Origin of the sequence: Massilia sp. TS11 (assembly GCF_022012445.1) — a bacterium.
Lineage (GTDB): Bacteria > Pseudomonadota > Gammaproteobacteria > Burkholderiales > Burkholderiaceae_D > Telluria.
The window spans coordinates 140,191-158,290 of record NZ_JAKLTS010000008.1 but is presented as its reverse complement, the minus strand read 5'-3'; the positions used below and the strand labels follow the sequence as shown (position 1 = coordinate 158,290).

The window sequence follows — 18,100 nt, the reverse complement described above, 5'->3', positions numbered from 1 at the left end:
TGAGAGCCTCGGTCAAAGGAAAAATATCACACATTGTAACCACATTGGCACCCTCGCGACGCGGCCGGGCCGGAAAACTTAGCGCACTTCGACGTCCACCAGATTGTCGTTCGGCTTGCGGTCGATCAGCTTGTTGTCGGGGTCGATCCCGGCGCGCGCCGGGCGCCCATTGACGACCAGGGTCTCGCTCAGGCTGCGGCTGGTGACCACGCGCTTGACGCGCGCCAGCGCATTGCCGTCCTTGTCGTCGACGCCGAACTCGATGATGTCCTTGAGCGGCATGTCCTTCTCGGCGCCCAGCTCGTCGGCGCGCATCTTGTTGGCGCTGGCCGTCAGCTTGACCTCGTACTTGCCGTCGGCCAGCTTGTGGGCCACGGCCGAGATCGCGCGGTTGTCGTACAGGATGATGCTCTCGAACAGGTCGTCGATCAGATAGGCCTGCTCGGGCTTGACGGCCGCGCGCAGGCCGTCGACCAGCACCGCCACGTTCGGGTAGGGCGCGCTCTGGAAGGCGTAGCGCGCCAGGATCTGGTGCAGCACGCCATTGACCACGTCTTCGCCGAGGATGTCCTGCAGCTGGTACAGGGCCAGGCTGCCCTTGCGGTAGTGGATGTAGTCCTGGTTCTCGTTCTGGGCCAGCGGCAGTTCCTTCTTGTTCTCCAGGGCGCGCCCGCGCAGGTAGAGGTCGAGGTCGTAGCGCAGGAAGCGGCGCATCTTGTCCGGCCCATAGGTGCGCTTCATCACCATCAGGGCCGAGTATTCGGCCAGGGTTTCGGACAGCACGGTCGAGCCGCGCGTATTGCCGCCCACCAGCTGATGGGCCCACCACTGGTGCGCCACTTCATGCGCCGTCACGTAGAACGGATAGTCGATGTCCTTCGGATTCCTGTCGTCGACCTTGGCGATGAAGCCCAGGCCCTCGGAGTAGGGAATCGTGTTCGGGTAGGACTGGGCATAGCGCGCGTAACGCGGGAACTCGACGATGCGCAGCACCTTGTGCTGGTAGGGGCTGAACTGGCTCGCGTAGTAGTCGAGCGAAGCCTTCACCCCGCGCAGCATGCGCTCGATGTTGTACTCGTGGCCCTTGTGGTAGTAGATCTCGATCGACACGTCCTGCCAGCGGTCGTGCTTGACCTCGTAGCGGGCCGACTGGAACGCATAGAAGTTGAGGATCGGCTTGTCCATCTTGTAGTGGAAATAGCGGCGCTCCTTGGCCACCCACTCGTTGACCAGGGTGCCCGGGGCGACGGCGATCTGGTCGGGCGCGGTGCTGACGGTCGCCTCGAAATTGATCCAGTCGGCGTCGTTGCTGATGTAGTTGTTGGCCAGGCCTTTCGGGTCGTCGCGCGGCAGCATGCGCTCCTTGGGCGCGAGGCCGTGGTGCTTGCGGTCGCGGTCGTCGACCAGCTCGGCCATCGACTGGTAGCCGATGTGCGGCATCAGCGCCGTATTGAAGAAGGTGCCATTGGCCACCACCGGCATCTCGACGCCGGCGCCGAACAGGCCCTTGGCCTGCATGTCGATGGCGAAGTCCAGGGTCAGGCGCGCGCCCGGGGCCAGCGGCGTGCTCAGGCGGAAGCTGTAGAAGCCGCGCGTCTTGTCGGCCAGGGCCGGGTAGACGCGCTGCGAGAAGCGCAGGCTGCGGATGTCGGCGCGCGGGTCTTCCTGCAGGAAGATTTCGCTGACCGGGCTGGCCGTCTTGTTGACCAGGGTGTAGTGGCCGCGCACGCTGGCGCTGCGCGTCTCCGGCATCAGGTCGACGTCCAGGCGCACGTCGGTGATGCGCGGCTGCGGCTGGGTTTCGTACTGCTTGTACAGGCGCTCGTAGCTGGCGCGCAGGGCGTCCTGCTGGAACTGGGTCTGGTAGTGGTTGGCCACGTGCAGCGTGTAATACAGCACGCCGCCGGCGCCGAGGGCGATCGCCAGGCCGATCCCAAAGCTCATCAGGACGGCGCGCGACAGGCTGCGCCGGGCCAGCTGCAGGCGCGTCTTCAGCGCGTCGTTATTGCCGCGCTGCCAGAATACGAGGGCGGCCGTCATCAGGATCACGGCCACGCCGCCCCAGTAGGCGCTGAACCAGCGCTCGGTCGCCAGATAGTGGCCCCAGCCGTTCATATCCGAATACACGACCCGCGGCGACACCCCGTACAGCAGCATCGGATGGTCGAGGCCGAGTACCGGGAAGCTGAGGATGGCCAGGTAGTACAGGATCATCACGAAGTAGGCTAGGTACTTGTGATTGAGCAGCACCTGGACCGCGATCGCCAGCACGGCCAGCAGCACATAGGCGGGCAGCACGCCGCTGAACAGGGTCTGCACGTACAGGCCCAGCTCCAGATGGGTGTAGCCACGTACGAGCTGGATCAGGATCCCGGTCAGCATGCCGACCGCCAGCATCAGGGCCTGCAGGCCGACCAGGGCGAACAGCTTGGACAGCAGCGGCAGCCAGCTCGGCACCGGCAGGGCGTCGAGGATCTGGGCCACGCGCGCCTCGCGCTCGCGCCACACCAGTTCGCCCGCATAGAAGGTGGTCACCACCAGCAGGAACAGCGAATAGGTCTCGCTCATCAGCTCGAGCACCTGGTAGGTCAGCGGATAGGTGCTGGTGCCGTACAGGGCGCCCATGTCGAGCGAGCCGGCCACCAGGGCCAGCACGCCGGCCAGCAGGATCACGAAGAAGTAGATGTTCTTGACCGCCTCGCGCAGGTTCAGCCAGCTCGACTGCAGCAGCAGCAGGGCCAGGCTGCGCTGGGCGAAGTCGGGCGTGGCGCGTGTATCGACCGCCGTCTGCGACAGGTGCACGGGGGCGTCGGTGTCGACGTGCGGGGCCTTGGCGCTGTCGGCGCTGCCGAAGAAATGGAAGCGCCAGTAGCCGAGCATCAGGGCCACGGCCGCCACCCCGCCCCACAGCAGGCGGTTGACCAGGTACAGGCCGTCGAGCTCGACGAAGCGGGTATTGCGTTCGGCCACAGACCAGTACTCGGTCACGCGGATCAGGGTGGTGGTGCCGAAGGGGTCGATCAGGGCGGCCAGGGTCTTGTAGTCGAGGTCGCGCGCGAGGCCCGGGGCCACGATATAGCCGATCAGCATGACCACGCTGGCCACATACACGGGCAGCATGCGGCGCGTCAGCGCGGCCAGCACGAAGAACACCGAGCCGAAGATGAACAGGTTCGGCAGGATCGTGAACAGGTACGGCTGCACATAGGCCTGCCAGTGCACGGGCCCGAGCCGCTCGGGATCGACGCCGGGCAGGTACTGGCCGAGCCAGGCGCCGAGCACGATCGAGGCGAACACCACGGCCAGCGCGGCCCAGGCCCCGCACAGGCGGCCGAACCAGTACTGGTATTTGCGTACCGGACTGGTGAAGAAGAAATGGTGCATCTCGTACTCGAAGTCCTGCTGCACCGAGCGGCCGACCATGGCGGCCGTGATGATCACCCCGAGGCTGCCGAGGAAGGCGGTGGTGATCGCCACCGAGCGCGGCGCATTGATCCAGACTTTCGAGCCGAACGACACATAGGCGCCCTTGAACACGCCGCCGGCCGTGGCCATCCACAGCAGGGCCAGCGCGAGGAACATCGCGAAGTAGACCCAGGTGGACAGCAGCTTCAGGCGCTGCCGGCATTCGAACAGGGCGATGGCCAGCATCAGCGCGCTTCCTGACAGTCGGTTTCTGCCGTGTAGCGGCCGGCGATGGTGGCGAAGTAGACGTCCTCGAGATCGGCCTTGGCCGGGCAGAAGCCGTCGCCCGGGTCCTGCTCGGAGTAGGCGCGGATCAGGGTGCGCCCGGCCAGCAGGCGGGTCGAGATCACGGCATGGCGGCGCTGGAAGTCGGGCAGCTCGGCCTTGGTGACGAAGCGCTCCCAGATGCTTTCTTCGATGTCGTAAATCAGTTCCTGCGGCTTACCGCACAACAGCACATGGCCCTTGTTGATGATCGCCATCTGGGCGCACAGATCGGCCACGTCGGACACGATGTGGGTCGACAGGATGACGGTCTTGTCCTCGCTGATGTCGGACAGCAGATTATGAAAGCGCACGCGTTCCTGCGGGTCGAGGCCGGCCGTCGGTTCGTCGACGATGATCAGCTTGGGGTCGCCGAGCAGGGCCTGGGCGATGCCGAAGCGCTGGCGCATGCCGCCCGAAAAACCGCCGAGGCGCTGGTGGCGCACTTCCCACAGATTGGTCTGCTGCAGCAGGCCGTCCACCACTTCGCGCCGGCGCGCCCGGTGCGACAGGCCCTTGAGCACGGCGAAGTGCTCGAGCATTTCATAGGCCGTCACCTTCGGGTAGACGCCGAAGTCCTGGGGCAGGTAGCCGAGCATGCGGCGCACCGCGTCTTTTTCGTCGAGCACATCGATATCGCCGAGGAAGACCGAGCCGGCATCGCATTCCTGCAAGGTGGCCAGGGTACGCATCAGCGTCGATTTGCCGGCGCCGTTCGGGCCGAGCAAACCGAACATCCCGGTCGGGATGGTCAGCGTGACTTTGTCCAGGGCCACCACGCCATTGGCGTAGGTCTTGGACAAGTTACGGATGCGTAGTTCCATGGATCAGTCTCCGGATTTCTCACGCTCGCATTGTAGGCGAAGTCGTTCCAACGCGGACAGTTCCTGCGACGGGCCGCAGGAACGGCGCCCTGGAATGCACCACGCCAGGGCAGGCCGCAGCTGTATGTATGGGGACTAGAGCCACAGCGCGCGCCGCGCCAGCGGGGTCTGGGGCGGCAGGTCCGGATTGTTCAGTTCCAGGATCTGGCGTTCCTGCAGGCGCGCCTGCTTGAGCAGCTCGCCAAAGTTCTCCTGGAAAAGCTTGTCGAAGCTACCATCCTGGAGCAGGGCTTCGAGGCCCGTGCGCAGGTCGCTGGCGAGGCGCTCGCCGTCGCGGTGGACGAAGAAATAGCTGGCCAGCGGGTAATGGATGGCCAGGCGCGGGGCCACGGCCAGGCGCGGATGGGCGGCCGCCTCGTCCCAGATTTCGACGGCCGAGCGCGGGAAGAAGTCGATATGCCCGTCCTCGAGCAGGCGCAGGATACTGTCGGTGCCGCGCACGCGCGCCACCTGGAGGCCGCCCTGTTCCAGGATGTCGGTGTCGGGCCAGTCGTGGCCGGAAGCGCAGCGCAGGCCGCGCAGCTGGGCCGGCGCCAGGCTGGCGAAGCGCGCGAGATCGTCCTTGCGCACCAGCAGCAGACGCCAGCCGATCAGGCCCTTGTAGAGCGGAATGCGGATCGGCAGCAGGCTGCGCTCGCGCGCCTGGCTGGTGGCGCTCCAGATCACATCGGGGCCGCGCGCGCTGCCGATCTCGGCCAGGGCGCGGCCCTGCTGCATGCGCTGCACGGGCGCCAGCTGATAATGCGCGCCGGCGCGCGCCAGGGCCGCCCGCAGCAGCTGCAGGGGGTAGCGGTTGGCGCGGTTGTCGAGGTCCTGGGCCGGATAATGGACACGGCGCACGGCCGCAGCGGCGGCCGGCGCGGCCGCCAGAGCCGCCAATAGCAGGCGGCGCAGTCGATTCATGAGCGTGAAATTTTTATTTTGTTGGTCTGATCCCTTGCGCCATAATGTCCGACATGGATGTGCAGATCAAGCAGAACGTGTTGGCCGTGATGCGCCTCGGGCGCGACCGCGAAGAGGCCATGGGCTTCTTCCGCGTCGCCCTCGGTCTTTACTATTTGGCAGGCTTGATGACCGATCAAGCGATCGACTTCAAGGCGCTCGACAAGGTCTTCAACCGTTTCATCTACCAGACCGTGGGCAAGGGCCATTCGATCACCTCGATCCTGCAATGGATGAGCGGGGCCAAGGTGCTGCCGGTGATCGAGTCCGAGCGTTTCCTGAACGCCTTCAAGACCCATTGCCCCGAGGTCAGCCCCGACCTGATCCCCTTCCTGATGGCGATGAACCTGGGCGTGGCCAAGAATATTTCCAAGCTCGAGGTCGACGGCCCCGTGGCCGAATGGATCGAACGCCAGAAGCAGCATTGACCGCCGGCAGTACCCGCCTATAATGGGCGAATTTGAGACATGAAAGCGGTTTGATCATGCTGCCTGCCCGACACACGACTCCCCTCGATGCCCTGATCACGCGCGCCGACGGCGTGCTGCGCGTGATGGCCGGCGTCGCCCATGCGGCGCGCCCGACCCCGGCCCTGCACGTCGACGACGCCGCCCTCAGCGAACAGGAGCAGCGCCATGCGGCCGGCCTGATGCGGGTGAACCATGTCGGCGAAGTCTGCGCCCAGGCCCTGTACAACGCCCAGGCCCGCTTCGCGCGCAGCCCGGCGCTGCGCGAGCAGTTCATCCAGGCCGGCAAGGAAGAAGAAGACCACCTGGCCTGGACCGCCGAGCGCCTGAAGGAGCTCGGTTCGCGCCCCAGCCTGCTCAATCCGCTCTGGTATGCGGGCGCGTATGCGATCGGCAGCGTGGCGGCCAGGCTCGGCGACGGGCCCAGCCTCGGCTTCGTGGTCGAGACCGAGCGCCAGGTCGAAGCCCACCTGAACAGCCACCTCGACCTGTTGCCGGCCCAGGACGCCAAGTCGCGCGCGATCGTCGAAGTCATGCGCGACGACGAGGTCGTGCATGCGAACACGGCCCAGGATATGGGCGCCAGCGCCACCCCCGCCCCGGTCAAGGCCCTGATGCAGGCCATGGCCAAAGTGATGACCAGCACCGCCTACTACCTCTAAACCACGAAAGGCCCGCCCATGAAGCGCCGCTTGCTTGCCACGCTCCTCTCCCTCTGTGTGTTCCAGGCTGGCGCGGCCAGCATCACGCCGGCCCCGGCGCGGGCCGAAGGCGAGGGCCCGTATGCCCAGCTGATCCTGCGCGGCGTGAACGTCATCAGCGGCACCGGGGCCCCGGCCTTCGGTCCGGCCGACGTCGTCATCGAAGGCAACCGCATCAAGGATGTGGTCATCGTTGGCGTGCCGGGCAGCCCAGTACCGGCCAGCGCCCGGCCGGCGCTCAAGGCCGGCGGCCGCGAGATCGACCTGAGCGGCTACACGGTGATGCCCGGCATTGTCGACGTGCACGGCCACATCGGCGGCGAGGAGCAGGGCACGCCGGCCGAATACGTCTACAAGCTGTGGCTCGGCCACGGCATCACTACCGTGCGCGACCCCGGCTGCGGCAATGGCATCGCCTTCTGCGCCAGCGAGAGCAAGCGCAGCGCCGCGAATGCGATCACGGCCCCGCGCATCTATCCGTATGTGTTCTTCGGCATGGGCCGCAAAGAGCCGTTCACCCAGCCCGAGCAGGCGCGCGAGTGGGTGCGCGCGATGAAGGCCCAGGGCGCGGTCGGCATCAAGTGCTTCGGCTACCGGCCCGAGATCCTGTCGGCCGCGCTCGACGAAGTGAAGAAGCAGGGCATGCGCAGCGCCTGCCACCACGCCCAGCTCGACGTCGTGAATGTGAATGTGCTGACCACGGCGCGCTGGGGCCTGTCCTCGATGGAGCACTGGTACGGCCTGCCCGAGGCCCTGTTCGACGGCCAGACCGTGCAGCAGTACCCGGCCGACTACAACTACCAGAACGAAGCCGACCGCTTCGGCCAGGCCGGCCGCCTGTGGAAGCAGGCCGCGCTGCCGGGCACGCCGAAATGGAATGCCGTGCGTGACGAGCTGATCAAGCTGGACTTCACGATCGACCCGACCTTCACGATCTATCTGGCCGGGCGCGACCTGATGCGCGCGCGCCGCGCCGACTGGCACGAGGCCTACACCCTGCCTTCGCTGTGGCGCTTCTTCGAGCCGAACCGCAACAACCACGGCAGTTTCTTCTACGACTGGGGCACCGAGGACGAGGTGGCCTGGCGCGAGAACTACAAGCTGTGGATGGCCTTCGTGAACGATTACAAGAACCACGGCGGGCGCGTGACGGTCGGTTCCGACTCCGGCTACATCTACCAGACCTATGGATTCGGCACGATCCAGGAGCTCGAGCTGCTGCGCGAGGCCGGTTTCCATCCGCTCGAAGTGGTGCGCAGCGCGACCCTGAACGGCGCCCAGCTGCTGGGGGCGGAGGCCGACATCGGCACCCTGCAGCCGGGCAAGCTGGCCGATCTGCTGGTCACCAAAGAGAACCCGCTGGCCAACTTCAAGGTCCTGTACGGCACCGGCCACATCCGCATGGGGGCCGATGGCAAGCCGCACCGCGTGGGCGGGGTCGACTACACGATCAAGGACGGCATCATCTACGACGCGGCCAAGCTGCGTGCCGATGTGCGCAAGATCGTGGCGGCCGAAAAAGCGCGCGCCGGCATCACGGTGCTGCCCCAGCCCGGCGAGTAAGCCAGTACCCACCAGAAAAATCGGGGTCAGACCCCATTTATCCAGCCGGATAAATGGGGTCTGACCCCGATTTGTTTGGGTGGAAATTCAGGCGTCGACGATCTCGAACGAGTGGGTGATCGTGGCGGTCTTGGCCAGCATGATCGAGGCGCTGCAGTATTTGTCGTGCGAGAGCGCGACCGCGCGCTCGACTGCGGCCGGCTTCAGGTCCTTGCCCGTGACGATGAAGTGGAAGTGGATCTGGGTGAAGACCTTGGGATCGCTCTCGGCACGCTCGGCCTTGAGCGTGACCTCGCAGCCGCGCACATCCTCGCGCCCGCGCTTGAGAATCAGCACCACGTCGTAGGCCGTACAGCCGCCGGTGCCGAGCAGCACCATCTCCATCGGGCGCGGCGCCAGATTGTGGCCGCCGCCCTCGGGCGCCCCATCCATGCTGACCATATGGCCGGACCCGGTCTGGGCCCGGAAACTCATGCCGCTCGGGCCGTTCCAGCTGACTTTGACTTCCATGGTGTTTCCTTATTGCGTGGGAAGCAAAATCATACCGACAAAACGTATTTCTCGCTGCGCAGGCGCCACACGGCCAGACCATAGCAGAGCAGGCTCAGCAGCAGCGGCACGCCGGCCGTCAGCACGACCGGCAGCAGGCCGACCTCGCTGCCCTTGGCCAGCTCGGTCAGCAGCGACTGGTTGGCCATCACCGGCACCGCGTATTGCCACAGGCCCGGCGGCAGGTTCAGCATCGGCACCACGAACAGGGGCAGGAAGGGCACCAGGGTCACCAGGCTGACCGTGGTCTGGGCCTCCTTGAAGGTCTTGGCATTCATCGCCATCACGATCTGCAGGGAGGCGGCCATCAGGCACAGCGGGATGCAGACCAGGATCGCGCCGGCCATGGTCAGCTCGGACACGCGCCAGGACATGCCGAGCTCCTCCAGCGCCAGGGTCTTCAGCACCACGTGGGCCAGACCCAGTTCGAGCGCCAGGCCGATCACCGACAGCGAGGCCGCGGCCAGCCATTTGCCGCCGATGATGGCGCCCGGCCCGGTCGGCTGGGCGATCAGCACTTCGAGCGAACGGCGCTCGCGCTCGCCGGCGGTGGCGTCGATCGCCGTGCTGATGCAGAAGATGAAGGCCGGCAGCAGGAACATCGCCAGCAGGCTCTTGAACATCGTCGCCGAGCGCGAGGCATTGGTCGCCGTGTCGTAGCGCTGCACGCGCACCGGCTGCAGGATCACGGGCGAGACGCCATGGGCCAGCAGGCGCGCCCCGGCCACGGTGTTGCTGTATTCGCGCAGCACGTCCTCGACTTTCTGGCGCTTGCCGTTGTTGTCCGAGGCCGAGTCGTACCAGAGCTCGAGCTGGGCCGGACGCATGCTGGCGTACTGCTCGCCATATTTCTCATGCAGCTTGAGCACGGCCACGGTCTCGCGCCGGCTCAGCAGCTCGCTGATCGCGGCGTCGTCGAGCGGGCCGCTGTCCTTGACGTTCATATTCCTTTGGGCCAGCAGGCCCATCAGCGTGGGCGCCTGCTGGCCGTGGATCACCGTCAGGCTGATGCCCTCGTTCTTCGGCTTGAGCGTTTCACTGATCTGCTTTTGCAGCAGGAAGCCGACCAGCATCGGATACATGAGCACGAACATGGCCAGCATGGTCAGGGTGCGGCGGTCGCGCAGGGCCTCTTTGATTTCCTTGAGGTAGACGATCAGGAATTTCGGTTTCATGCGGCGATCCCTTCTTCGGTGCCGACCAGGCTGACGAAGGCGTCTTCCAGATTGGCGATGCCGGTCTGTTCGCACAGCTGGGCGGGCGAGCCCTGGGCCACGCTGCGCCCCTGGGCAATGACGATCACGTCCTCACACAGGGCGGTCACTTCCTGCATCACGTGGGTGGCCATGATCACGCAGCAGCCGTCCTCGCGCAGCGTCTGCAGGGCGCGGCGCAGGGCGCGCGTGCTCATCACGTCCAGGCCGCGACTCGGTTCGTCGAGCAGCAGGTGGCGCGGGCGGTGCAGCAGGGTGCGCGCCAGCGCGACCTTGATGCGCTGGCCCTGGGAAAAGCCTTTCGAGCGGCGCTCGATGATGTCTTCCATGGCCAGCAGCGGCACCACTTCGTCGATGCGGCGGGCGATGGCGGCCCGGCTCATGCCGTGCAGCTCGCCGAAATAGACGAGGTATTCGCGCGTCGACAGGCGCTCGTAGAGGCCGAACTGGTCGGTCAGAAAGCCGATGTCGCGGCGCACGGCCAGCGGATCCTGGCGCGGGTCGATGCCATTGATCGAGACCGTGCCGTGGTCGCGCTGCAGCACGCCGGTGAGGATGCGCAGCAGGGTGGTCTTGCCGGCGCCGTTCGGGCCGAGCAGGGCGGTGATGCGCCCGTCCTCAGCGCGGAAGCTCACGCCGGCCAGGGCCTGCACGGAGCCGAATTGTTTGCGGACGTCCTTGACTTCAATCATGCGGGCCTCGCTCAGGGTTTGGGGCCGGCGCTGCCGGTCTGGAAGGGCTGGGCGGCGATCTTGTTCAGGCAGCTCGGGTCCTTGATCAGGCCGGGGCTGTCGAGAAATTCGCGGATCAGGCGCGGCGCGCAGCCGAGGTTGGACACGCCATGCCCGGCGTTCTCGACGATCAGGTGCTGGACCTTCTGCATGTGGCGGCCGGCCGCTTCGGCGCGGCGCGGCGGCGTCACCGGGTCGAGCCCGCCCGAGAACATCAGCACCGGCGCCGCGATCGGGTCGCTGGCCAGGGTGGCCGGCGGCGGCAGCTTGAGCTCGGCGCAGTAGGGGCGCAGGCGCGTGATCGCCTCGGCCGTGTAGAAGGAGCCGGCGCTGTCCTCGGCCAGCAGGGCCGGGCTCAGGCGCGGCAGGTCTTCGCTGCAGACGATGGCGAAGTGCAGCAGGCCGGCCATCCCGCCCTCGGTCGAGAAGTCGTAGGCGGCATTCGAGCGCGCCACGAAGGGCGCCCAGTTGCCCTGGTAGGCGCTGTGGATCAGGAAGGGCAGGCGGCGCGCGTCGAGCGGCGCGTACAGCACGTTCTGCACGGTGCCGATCAGGCGGCGCGTGCTGATGTTCAGGCTCAGCGGCGCGGCCGTGCGCGGATCGTTCAGGCTGACCTGCAGCTTGCCGCTGGCCGCGCGCTCGAGCAGGGCGCTGAATTCACTCTTCAGATTGGGGAAGGCGCGCGCGCATTCCTTGTCGGCCGCGCATTGGGCGAACAGTTTGTCGAGCGCGGCCTGGGCGTCGTGGCCGCCGGCCGGAATCACCTGCTCGGGCGGGGCCACGCCGTCCAGCACCAGGCTGCGCACGGCGCTGGGGAAGGCGCGCGCATAGGCCTGGGCCAGGCGGGTGCCGTACGAGCCGCCCCACAGATTGATGGGGCCGTAGCCGAGGGCCTTGCGCACCTGCTCGATGTCGCGCGCCGCATTCGCTGTCGTGTAGGGCGCCAGCGACTGGGTCGTGCTTTTCACGCACTGCATGAGCTGGGCTTCGGCCGCGCCTTCGCTCAGGCGGTCCTCGTCGGGCAGGTTCGGACAGTCGAGCTTGCCGGACAGGCCGGTGCCGCGCTGGTCGATCAGGATGATGTCGCGCGTGGCGCGCACGGCGCGAAAGGCGCTGTTGATCACGCTGACGATGTCGCTGCCGGCCTGGCCGGGGCCGCCGGCCAGCACGAACAGCGGATCGGGACGGCTGGCCTCGCGGTAGGCCGGGGCGATGGTGATGTGCAGCTGAAGCTGGCCGGCGGCCGCGCCGGTATAGTCGCGCGGCACGGCCACTTGCAGGCAGCGCAGCGTGTCTTCGGTCCCGGGCAGGTGGCAGGCCTTGCCCAGTTGGGCGGCCGGGCCGGCCTGGGCCAGGGGGGCGGCCAGCCAGAAGGCGGCCAATAGCAGGAAGCGCGCAGGTGTCACGAATAGTCTCCTGAATCAAAAGCCCGGCCATAGTAGATTGACAATGTGTAAAGGTCAATCACCACAGCCCACAGGCAGGCTTGACCATGCCAGCCGAAGCGCGCTATACTTGTGGGCTTTCCGTACGCTCAGGAAAGAGATAACAAGGCAGCGTCCGCTGTTGTTCCAGCGGAACCTCCACGCATTGAGCGCTTATTTTGATTAGGATGCAATCATGAAAACTTTTTCCGCTAAGGGCCATGAAGTCCAGCGCGAATGGTTTGTGATTGACGCGACGGACAAAGTCCTCGGCCGTGTCGCCAGCGAAGTGGCACGCCGTCTGCGCGGCAAGCATAAGCCCGAATTCACCCCGCACGTCGATACGGGTGACTACATCGTCGTCGTCAACGCTGGCAAACTGCGCGTGACCGGCACCAAAGCCAACGACAAGAAGTACTACCGTCACTCGGGCTACCCGGGCGGTATCTACGAAACCAACTTCCTGAAAATGCAACAGCGTTTCCCGGGCCGCGCCCTGGAAAAAGCCGTCAAAGGCATGCTGCCGAAAGGCCCGCTGGGCTACGCCATGATCAAGAAGCTGAAAGTGTACGCTGAAGGTTCGCACCCGCACACCGCCCAGCAGCCGAAAGCCCTCGAGATCTAAGGAGCCGTCATGATTGGTAATTACAACTACGGCACTGGCCGTCGCAAAAGCGCCGTTGCTCGCGTGTTCATCAAGGCCGGCACCGGCCTGATCATCGTGAACGGCAAACCCGCCAACGAGTACTTCTCGCGCGAAACCGGCCTGATGGTCATCCGTCAGCCGCTGGAACTGACCGGCAACACCGAAAAGTTCGACATCAAAGTCAACGTCCACGGTGGTGGTGAGTCGGGCCAGGCCGGTGCTGTGCGCCACGGCATCACCCGCGCCCTGATCGACTATGATTCGGGCCTGAAGGGCGATCTGGCCCGCGCTGGCTTCGTTACCCGCGACGCCCGTGAAGTCGAGCGTAAAAAGGTCGGTCTGCGCAAAGCACGCCGCGCCAAGCAGTTCTCGAAGCGTTAATCGTTTCTGGTTCTGCCAGGAAAAGCCGCCTGCGGGCGGCTTTTTTGTCTTTGGGAGCGGCGCAGCAATTTGCCTTAAAATAGGCGTCCCCTTCATTTTTACGCGTTCAGGAGCACTTCATGATCAAGGTTGGTATTGTTGGCGGCACCGGTTACACGGGCGTGGAACTGTTGCGCCTGCTCGCGGCGCACCCGCAGGCAGAGCTGACGGCCATTACCTCGCGCAAGGAAGACGGCCTGCCCGTGGCCGACATGTACCCGTCGCTGCGCGGCCGCGTGCCCCTGGCTTTCTCGGCCCCCGAAAAGGCCGATCTGAAACAATGCGACGTGGTCTTCTTCGCCACCCCGCATGGCGTGGCGATGGCCCAGGCGCCCGAACTGCTGGCCGCCGGCGTCAAGGTGATCGACCTGGCTGCCGACTTCCGCATCCAGGACCAGGCCACGTTCGAACAGTGGTACAAGATTCCCCACACCTGCCCGGAGCTGCTGGCCGAGGCCGTGTACGGCCTGCCCGAGCTGAACCGTGAAGCGATCAAGGGCGCGCGCCTGATCGCCAATCCGGGCTGCTACCCGACCACCATGCAGCTGGGCTTCCAGCCGCTGCTGGCGGCCGATCTGATCGATGCGGGCAGCCTGATTGCTGACTGCAAATCGGGCGTCTCGGGCGCCGGCCGCAAGGCCGAAATCGGCACCCTGTTCTCCGAGGCCAGCGACAACTTCAAGGCCTATGGCGTGCCCGGCCACCGCCACACGCCGGAGACCGTGGCCCAGCTGCAGCGCTACACCCAGCAGCCGGTCAACCTGATCTTCACGCCTCATCTGACGCCGATGATCCGCGGCATGCATTCGACCCTGTATGCGCGCCTGACGCGCGACATCAGCAATGCCGAGATCCAGGCCCTGTTCGAGCATCAGTACCGCGATGCCGCCTTCGTCGATGTGATGCCCTGGGGCGCCCATCCGGAAACGCGCTCGACGCGTGGCTCGAATATGCTGCGCCTGGCCCTGCATCGCCACGGCCAGATGCTGATCATCCTCGTGGTGCAGGACAATCTGGTCAAGGGCGCGTCCGGCCAGGCCGTGCAGTGCATGAACCTGATGTTCGGCCTCGAGGAAACCCTGGGCCTGCAGCACATCGCCCTGCTGCCCTGAATGCGCATCCGCTGGACAGGCGGCAAGCTGCCGCTGCTCGCCGCCCGCGCCGTGATCGTGCTGGCCGCGCTCGGCCTGCTGGTCTACCTGGTGATGTGGGGCATCGACCTCGGCAAGCGCATCAGCGCGGCCACGAGCGCGGCGCCGAAGCCGGCCGCCGCCAGCAGCGAGCAGCAGCTGGCCGCCGCGCGCGCCGAACTGACGCGCCTGCAGGCCGAATACGAACAGGCGCAGCAGGCCGCAAGCGCCAAACTGAAGGCGGCCGAAGCGGCGGGCGCGCGCCTCAAGCCGCTCGAAGCCGAGCTGGCCCGCCTGAACGAGGACCTCGATGCCCTGGCCGTGCATCTGCCGCTGGAGAAGGGCAAACCCGCGATTCACCGGCTGCGCGCGGTGATGGACGGCAAGCAGTTGCGTTACCGGTTTTTTGTTACCCAGGGTAACAAGAAAGCCGTGCCGAGCGTGGAACTGGCATTAACCACACCGTCAGGAGTGTTGAAATTCCCTGGCTGCGACCTAAAATCGGCGGCAGTCGCCCGCTGTGAGGGCAAGCTGGACCTGCCGGACGGCGCCAGCGTCAGTGCGCTCGAGGCGCGCCTGCTCGAAAAAGGGCAGCTGCGCGCAGCGCAATCGGCGAACGTCTATAATGAATGAAAGTCTTACCTGAGGAGTCAACCATGACTGCAGTTGCTGACATGCCGGAAGTGATGCCGGAACCGATCGTCTTCACCGAGGCTGCCGCCAGCAAAGTGGCTCAGCTGATCGAGGAGGAAGGCAATCCCGACCTGAAACTGCGCGTGTTCGTGCAGGGTGGTGGCTGTTCCGGCTTCCAGTACGGTTTCACCTTCGATGAAATCGTCAACGATGACGACACCACGATGGAAAAGAACGGCGTCCAGCTGTTGATCGACGCGATGAGCTACCAGTATCTGGTCGGCGCCGAAATCGACTACAAGGACGATCTCGAAGGCGCCCAGTTCGTGATCAAGAACCCCAACGCCACCTCGACCTGCGGCTGCGGCTCCTCGTTCTCGGCCTGAGCGCGTTCGGCATACAAGCAAAGGCGGGCCTGGCCCGCCTTTTTTCATGCTCAGGCCGGATATAGCGCGCCCAGCAGGCGCGGCCCGGCCGCGCCCGTGACGGCCGGCGCATTGCCCGGCAGGCGCGCGAGAAAGCGCTGGCCGAGCCAGGCGAAGGCCAGGGCCTCGACCCGGTTCGGCGCCACGCCGAGCGCGGCTGTCGAAGCCACGCGTATCTGCCCGCCCAGCGCCTGTTCGAGCATGCCCAGCAGGGTGGGGTTGTAGGCCCCGCCGCCGCACACATACACGGCCTCGCAGTGCGGCGCCTGCTGCCGGATGTCGCGCGCCACGCTGTGCGCGGTCAGGGCGGTCAGCGTGGCCATCACATCGGCCGGGTCGGCGCCCGGCGCATGGGCCAGCATGGCGTCGAGCCAGTCCATATGGAACAGGTCGCGCCCGGTGCTCTTGGGTGCCGGCTGGGCGAAGTAGGGCTCGCTCAGCAGACGCTGCAGCAGGGCCGGCTGGACCTGGCCCGTGGCCGCCCAGGCGCCGTCGCGGTCGAACGGCGCGCCCTGGTGGCGCGCGATCCAGCCATCCATCAGCACATTGCCGGGGCCGGTATCAAAGCCGAGCACCTGGCCATCGGCGCGCAGGATGCTGATATTGGCGATGCCGCCCACATTCAGCAGCACGCGCTCCTCGCCCGCATGCCAGAACAGGGCCTGGTGGAAGGCCGGCACCAGCGGCGCACCCTGGCCGCCGGCGGCCACATCGCGCGCTCGGAAGTCGGCCACCACGTCGATGCGGCACAGCTCGGCCAGCAGGGCCGGGTTATTGGTCTGGCGCGTGAAGCCGAGTTCGGGCCGGTGGCGGATGGTCTGGCCATGCACGGCCACCGCGCGGATCGGGCCGGGCGCCTGTGCCACCAGGCTGCGTACGCAGTCGGCATACACGCGCGCCAGGCCGTTCGCGGCCAGGGCTTCGCGTTCAATTTCGTTCGGGGTCGGCGCCTGCAGGGCCAGCAGTTCGGCGCGCAGGGCCTCGGGGAAGGGGGTGAAGGCGGCGGCCAGGGTCTGGATACCGGCCGCCGAGATGTCGGCCAGCACGCCATCGACCCCGTCCAGGCTGGTGCCCGACATCAGGCCGATGTACAGCGTGCTCATGCCATCAACGCGCGGCCAGGCTGCGGCCGGCCGCCCCATCCTGCGGACGCAGCAGGGTGAAGCGGTGGGTCATTTCGCCCGCCACGGCCTTGAAGCGCGACATTTCTGCGGCCGTCAGCGGCGCCTGCGGCTGCACCGCCAGCTTGCTCGGATCGCGAGCCTCATTGCCGACGCGGAATTCGTAGTGGAGGTGGGGCCCGGTCGACCAGCCGGTGCTGCCGACATAGCCGATCACATCGCCCTGGGTCACTTTCTGGCCTTTCTTCAGGCCGGAGGCGAAGCGGCTCATGTGCGCATAGGCGGTCGAGTAATTGGCCCAGTGCTTGATGACCACCAGATTGCCATAGCCGCCCTGGACGCCGGCAAAGTCGACCACGCCGTCGCCGGCCGCGCGGATCGGCGTGCCGACGGCGGCGCCGAAGTCGATGCCCTTGTGCTGTTTCCAGTTGCCCGAGATCGGATGCACGCGCATGGCGAAGCCCGAGGTCACGCGCGAAAATTCGAGCGGCGACTTGAGGAAGGCCTTTTTCAGGGACTTGCCGTCGAAGGTGTAGTAGCCGCCGCCCGTGTGGGTGGCCGGGTCCTCGAACCAGACCGACTGGTAGGCCACGCCCTTGTTGATGAATTCGCCCGCGAGCACGCGCCCCACGCGCACGAGTTCGCCGTCCTGCCAGAAACTTTCGTAGACCACATTGAAGCGGTCGCCGCGTTTCAGGTCGGCGCGGAAGTCTATGCTGGTGGAGAACATCTCGATGATCTGGGCCACCACCGAATCCGGCAGTTTGCTGCCGTCGGTGGAGGCGTCGGTGGCCGCGTACAGCGAGCTGGTGATTTCGCGCGTGCGCATTTCGATGCGCCGCTCGAGCTTGGCAGGGACCTCGGCCGCCTCGAAACTATTCCCCTTGCGCTGGACCGACAGATTCTTGATCGCGTCGTTCTTCGCGTCGGCCACGGCCGCACGCAGCCACAGCAGATTGCCGTTCTCATCGGTCTGGGCCTGGACCGTGCGGCCCGGCTTGAGCTGCATCACGGCGCGCGCCACCTTGTCGCTCTTGATGAAGGTGGCCGCCGCCTCGTCGTCGACGCCGAGGCGGTTCAGCAGCGAGGCCAGGGTGTCGCCCGGGCGCACGCGTTCTTCGTGGATGAAGCGGGCGTTGCGCTGTTCGAGGGCGGCCACCTGTTCGGCCAGGGTGGGGAGGGGAAGTTCCTGGGTGATCGACTTGACGGGCAAGTCGGCGGGATCGGGTGCCAGGGGCACCACCCCTGCCGCGCCAAAGGCACAGGCGGCCAGGAACAGGGCGGAGGCGCTGATGATGCGCGCCTTCCGCGTCTTCCCTAGCAGGCTCAACCAGCTTTTGCCTGTTTCGTTATTGGTTCGGCTCATGCAATCAGTTAAAATTTACCGCTTGACCGTCCAAACTTTGTTTTTTCTTTTTTGTTTGTCGGACGAACTACTTTTCATTCGGCAAGATTGACAGGATCGGCGATTATAGCAAACTCGGGTCGCCCTCGAACATTTTTCAAGCGCATCAAATTATT

General features: G+C 66.1%; 17 protein-coding genes. 8 read left to right on the top strand and 9 right to left on the bottom strand.

All coding sequences use genetic code 11. The annotated features are described in order from the left end of the window. Nucleotides 1-78 precede the first annotated feature (78 nt). From LZ005_RS14000 to LZ005_RS13990, 3 genes are all read right to left on the bottom strand, one after another. Nucleotides 79-3,651 carry a M1 family aminopeptidase gene (locus LZ005_RS14000; RefSeq protein WP_237808690.1) on the bottom strand — a complete coding sequence of 1,191 codons (3,573 nt, stop codon included), beginning with the start codon at nt 3,649-3,651 and terminating at the stop codon, nt 79-81. After that, entirely contained in the window at nt 3,651-4,553 is a 903-nt protein-coding gene (locus LZ005_RS13995) for an ABC transporter ATP-binding protein (protein WP_237808689.1), read from the bottom strand. Before LZ005_RS13995 ends, LZ005_RS14000 begins: the two co-directional genes overlap by 1 nt. Nucleotides 4,554-4,688: 135 nt before the next feature. Then, entirely contained in the window at nt 4,689-5,516 is an 828-nt protein-coding gene (locus LZ005_RS13990) for a transporter substrate-binding domain-containing protein (RefSeq protein ID WP_237808688.1), read from the bottom strand. Nucleotides 5,517-5,560: 44 nt separating this feature from the next. On the opposite strand from LZ005_RS13990, the gene LZ005_RS13985 reads away from it, so the two are divergent. From LZ005_RS13985 to LZ005_RS13975, 3 genes are read left to right on the top strand one after another with little or no spacing between them, the layout of a single operon-like run. Further along, the gene (locus LZ005_RS13985; RefSeq protein WP_307727806.1) at nt 5,561-5,983 is read left to right on the top strand and encodes a hypothetical protein; all 423 of its coding nucleotides are present in this window, start codon (nt 5,561-5,563) and stop codon (nt 5,981-5,983) included. 56 nt (nt 5,984-6,039) lie between these two features. Further along, nucleotides 6,040-6,684 (top strand): 2-polyprenyl-3-methyl-6-methoxy-1,4-benzoquinone monooxygenase, encoded by a 645-nt coding sequence (gene coq7 / locus LZ005_RS13980; RefSeq protein ID WP_237808687.1) that lies wholly within the window; start codon nt 6,040-6,042, stop codon nt 6,682-6,684. An 18-nt stretch (nt 6,685-6,702) separates the two neighbouring features. After that, the gene (locus tag LZ005_RS13975; protein ID WP_237808686.1) at nt 6,703-8,286 is read left to right on the top strand and encodes an amidohydrolase family protein; all 1,584 of its coding nucleotides are present in this window, start codon (nt 6,703-6,705) and stop codon (nt 8,284-8,286) included. Between the two features lie 87 nt (nt 8,287-8,373). Here LZ005_RS13975 and LZ005_RS13970 read toward each other — a convergent pair whose 3' ends face one another. From LZ005_RS13970 to LZ005_RS13955, 4 genes are read right to left on the bottom strand one after another with little or no spacing between them, the layout of a single operon-like run. Then, the gene (locus LZ005_RS13970; protein ID WP_237808685.1) at nt 8,374-8,796 is read right to left on the bottom strand and encodes an OsmC family protein; all 423 of its coding nucleotides are present in this window, start codon (nt 8,794-8,796) and stop codon (nt 8,374-8,376) included. Between the two features lie 29 nt (nt 8,797-8,825). Further along, nucleotides 8,826-10,010 carry an ABC transporter permease gene (locus LZ005_RS13965; RefSeq protein WP_237808684.1) on the bottom strand — a complete coding sequence of 395 codons (1,185 nt, stop codon included), beginning with the start codon at nt 10,008-10,010 and terminating at the stop codon, nt 8,826-8,828. Beyond that, nucleotides 10,007-10,741, bottom strand: a complete 735-nt coding sequence (locus LZ005_RS13960) for an ATP-binding cassette domain-containing protein (RefSeq protein WP_237808683.1) — start codon at nt 10,739-10,741, stop codon at nt 10,007-10,009. The genes LZ005_RS13965 and LZ005_RS13960 overlap by 4 nt, the downstream gene beginning before the upstream one ends. 11 nt (nt 10,742-10,752) lie before the next feature. Then, nucleotides 10,753-12,186 (bottom strand): alpha/beta fold hydrolase, encoded by a 1,434-nt coding sequence (locus LZ005_RS13955; RefSeq protein ID WP_237808682.1) that lies wholly within the window; start codon nt 12,184-12,186, stop codon nt 10,753-10,755. A gap of 214 nt (nt 12,187-12,400) precedes the next feature. On the opposite strand from LZ005_RS13955, the gene rplM reads away from it, so the two are divergent. The 5 genes from rplM to erpA all read left to right on the top strand — a co-directional run bounded on the left by rplM (nt 12,401) and on the right by erpA (nt 15,419). Continuing rightward, nucleotides 12,401-12,829, top strand: a complete 429-nt coding sequence (gene rplM, locus LZ005_RS13950; RefSeq protein ID WP_237808681.1) for a 50S ribosomal protein L13 — start codon at nt 12,401-12,403, stop codon at nt 12,827-12,829. A 9-nt stretch (nt 12,830-12,838) separates the two neighbouring features. Continuing rightward, nucleotides 12,839-13,231 carry a 30S ribosomal protein S9 gene (gene rpsI, locus LZ005_RS13945; RefSeq protein WP_237808680.1) on the top strand — a complete coding sequence of 131 codons (393 nt, stop codon included), beginning with the start codon at nt 12,839-12,841 and terminating at the stop codon, nt 13,229-13,231. 119 nt (nt 13,232-13,350) lie between these two features. Beyond that, a complete protein-coding gene (gene argC / locus LZ005_RS13940) occupies nt 13,351-14,382 on the top strand; it encodes an N-acetyl-gamma-glutamyl-phosphate reductase (protein WP_237808679.1) in 1,032 nt (343 codons plus the stop codon). After that, complete coding sequence (locus tag LZ005_RS13935) at nt 14,383-15,033, top strand: hypothetical protein (RefSeq protein WP_237808678.1); 651 nt, start codon at nt 14,383-14,385, stop codon at nt 15,031-15,033. It begins immediately after the preceding gene. A gap of 23 nt (nt 15,034-15,056) precedes the next feature. Then, nucleotides 15,057-15,419, top strand: a complete 363-nt coding sequence (gene erpA / locus LZ005_RS13930; RefSeq protein WP_237808677.1) for an iron-sulfur cluster insertion protein ErpA — start codon at nt 15,057-15,059, stop codon at nt 15,417-15,419. A gap of 50 nt (nt 15,420-15,469) precedes the next feature. On the opposite strand, the gene LZ005_RS13925 is transcribed toward erpA, so the two are convergent. Continuing rightward, nucleotides 15,470-16,561: an anhydro-N-acetylmuramic acid kinase gene (locus tag LZ005_RS13925; protein WP_237808676.1), complete on the bottom strand. Its 1,092-nt coding sequence runs from the start codon at nt 16,559-16,561 to the stop codon at nt 15,470-15,472. 4 nt (nt 16,562-16,565) lie between these two features. Further along, entirely contained in the window at nt 16,566-17,945 is a 1,380-nt protein-coding gene (locus LZ005_RS13920) for a M23 family metallopeptidase (protein WP_237808675.1), read from the bottom strand. Nucleotides 17,946-18,100: the final 155 nt, after the last annotated feature.

Coding starts and splice junctions, on each gene's coding strand:
- LZ005_RS14000 (WP_237808690.1), bottom strand. CDS start 3,651: ATGCTGGCCATCGCCCTGTTCGAATGCCGGCAGCGCCTGAAGCTGCTG.
- LZ005_RS13995 (WP_237808689.1), bottom strand. CDS start 4,553: ATGGAACTACGCATCCGTAACTTGTCCAAGACCTACGCCAATGGCGTG.
- LZ005_RS13990 (WP_237808688.1), bottom strand. CDS start 5,516: ATGAATCGACTGCGCCGCCTGCTATTGGCGGCTCTGGCGGCCGCGCCG.
- LZ005_RS13985 (WP_307727806.1), top strand. CDS start 5,561: ATGTCCGACATGGATGTGCAGATCAAGCAGAACGTGTTGGCCGTGATG.
- coq7 (WP_237808687.1), top strand. CDS start 6,040: ATGCTGCCTGCCCGACACACGACTCCCCTCGATGCCCTGATCACGCGC.
- LZ005_RS13975 (WP_237808686.1), top strand. CDS start 6,703: ATGAAGCGCCGCTTGCTTGCCACGCTCCTCTCCCTCTGTGTGTTCCAG.
- LZ005_RS13970 (WP_237808685.1), bottom strand. CDS start 8,796: ATGGAAGTCAAAGTCAGCTGGAACGGCCCGAGCGGCATGAGTTTCCGG.
- LZ005_RS13965 (WP_237808684.1), bottom strand. CDS start 10,010: ATGAAACCGAAATTCCTGATCGTCTACCTCAAGGAAATCAAAGAGGCC.
- LZ005_RS13960 (WP_237808683.1), bottom strand. CDS start 10,741: ATGATTGAAGTCAAGGACGTCCGCAAACAATTCGGCTCCGTGCAGGCC.
- rplM (WP_237808681.1), top strand. CDS start 12,401: ATGAAAACTTTTTCCGCTAAGGGCCATGAAGTCCAGCGCGAATGGTTT.
- rpsI (WP_237808680.1), top strand. CDS start 12,839: ATGATTGGTAATTACAACTACGGCACTGGCCGTCGCAAAAGCGCCGTT.
- argC (WP_237808679.1), top strand. CDS start 13,351: ATGATCAAGGTTGGTATTGTTGGCGGCACCGGTTACACGGGCGTGGAA.
- LZ005_RS13935 (WP_237808678.1), top strand. CDS start 14,383: ATGCGCATCCGCTGGACAGGCGGCAAGCTGCCGCTGCTCGCCGCCCGC.
- erpA (WP_237808677.1), top strand. CDS start 15,057: ATGACTGCAGTTGCTGACATGCCGGAAGTGATGCCGGAACCGATCGTC.
- LZ005_RS13925 (WP_237808676.1), bottom strand. CDS start 16,561: ATGAGCACGCTGTACATCGGCCTGATGTCGGGCACCAGCCTGGACGGG.
- LZ005_RS13920 (WP_237808675.1), bottom strand. CDS start 17,945: ATGAGCCGAACCAATAACGAAACAGGCAAAAGCTGGTTGAGCCTGCTA.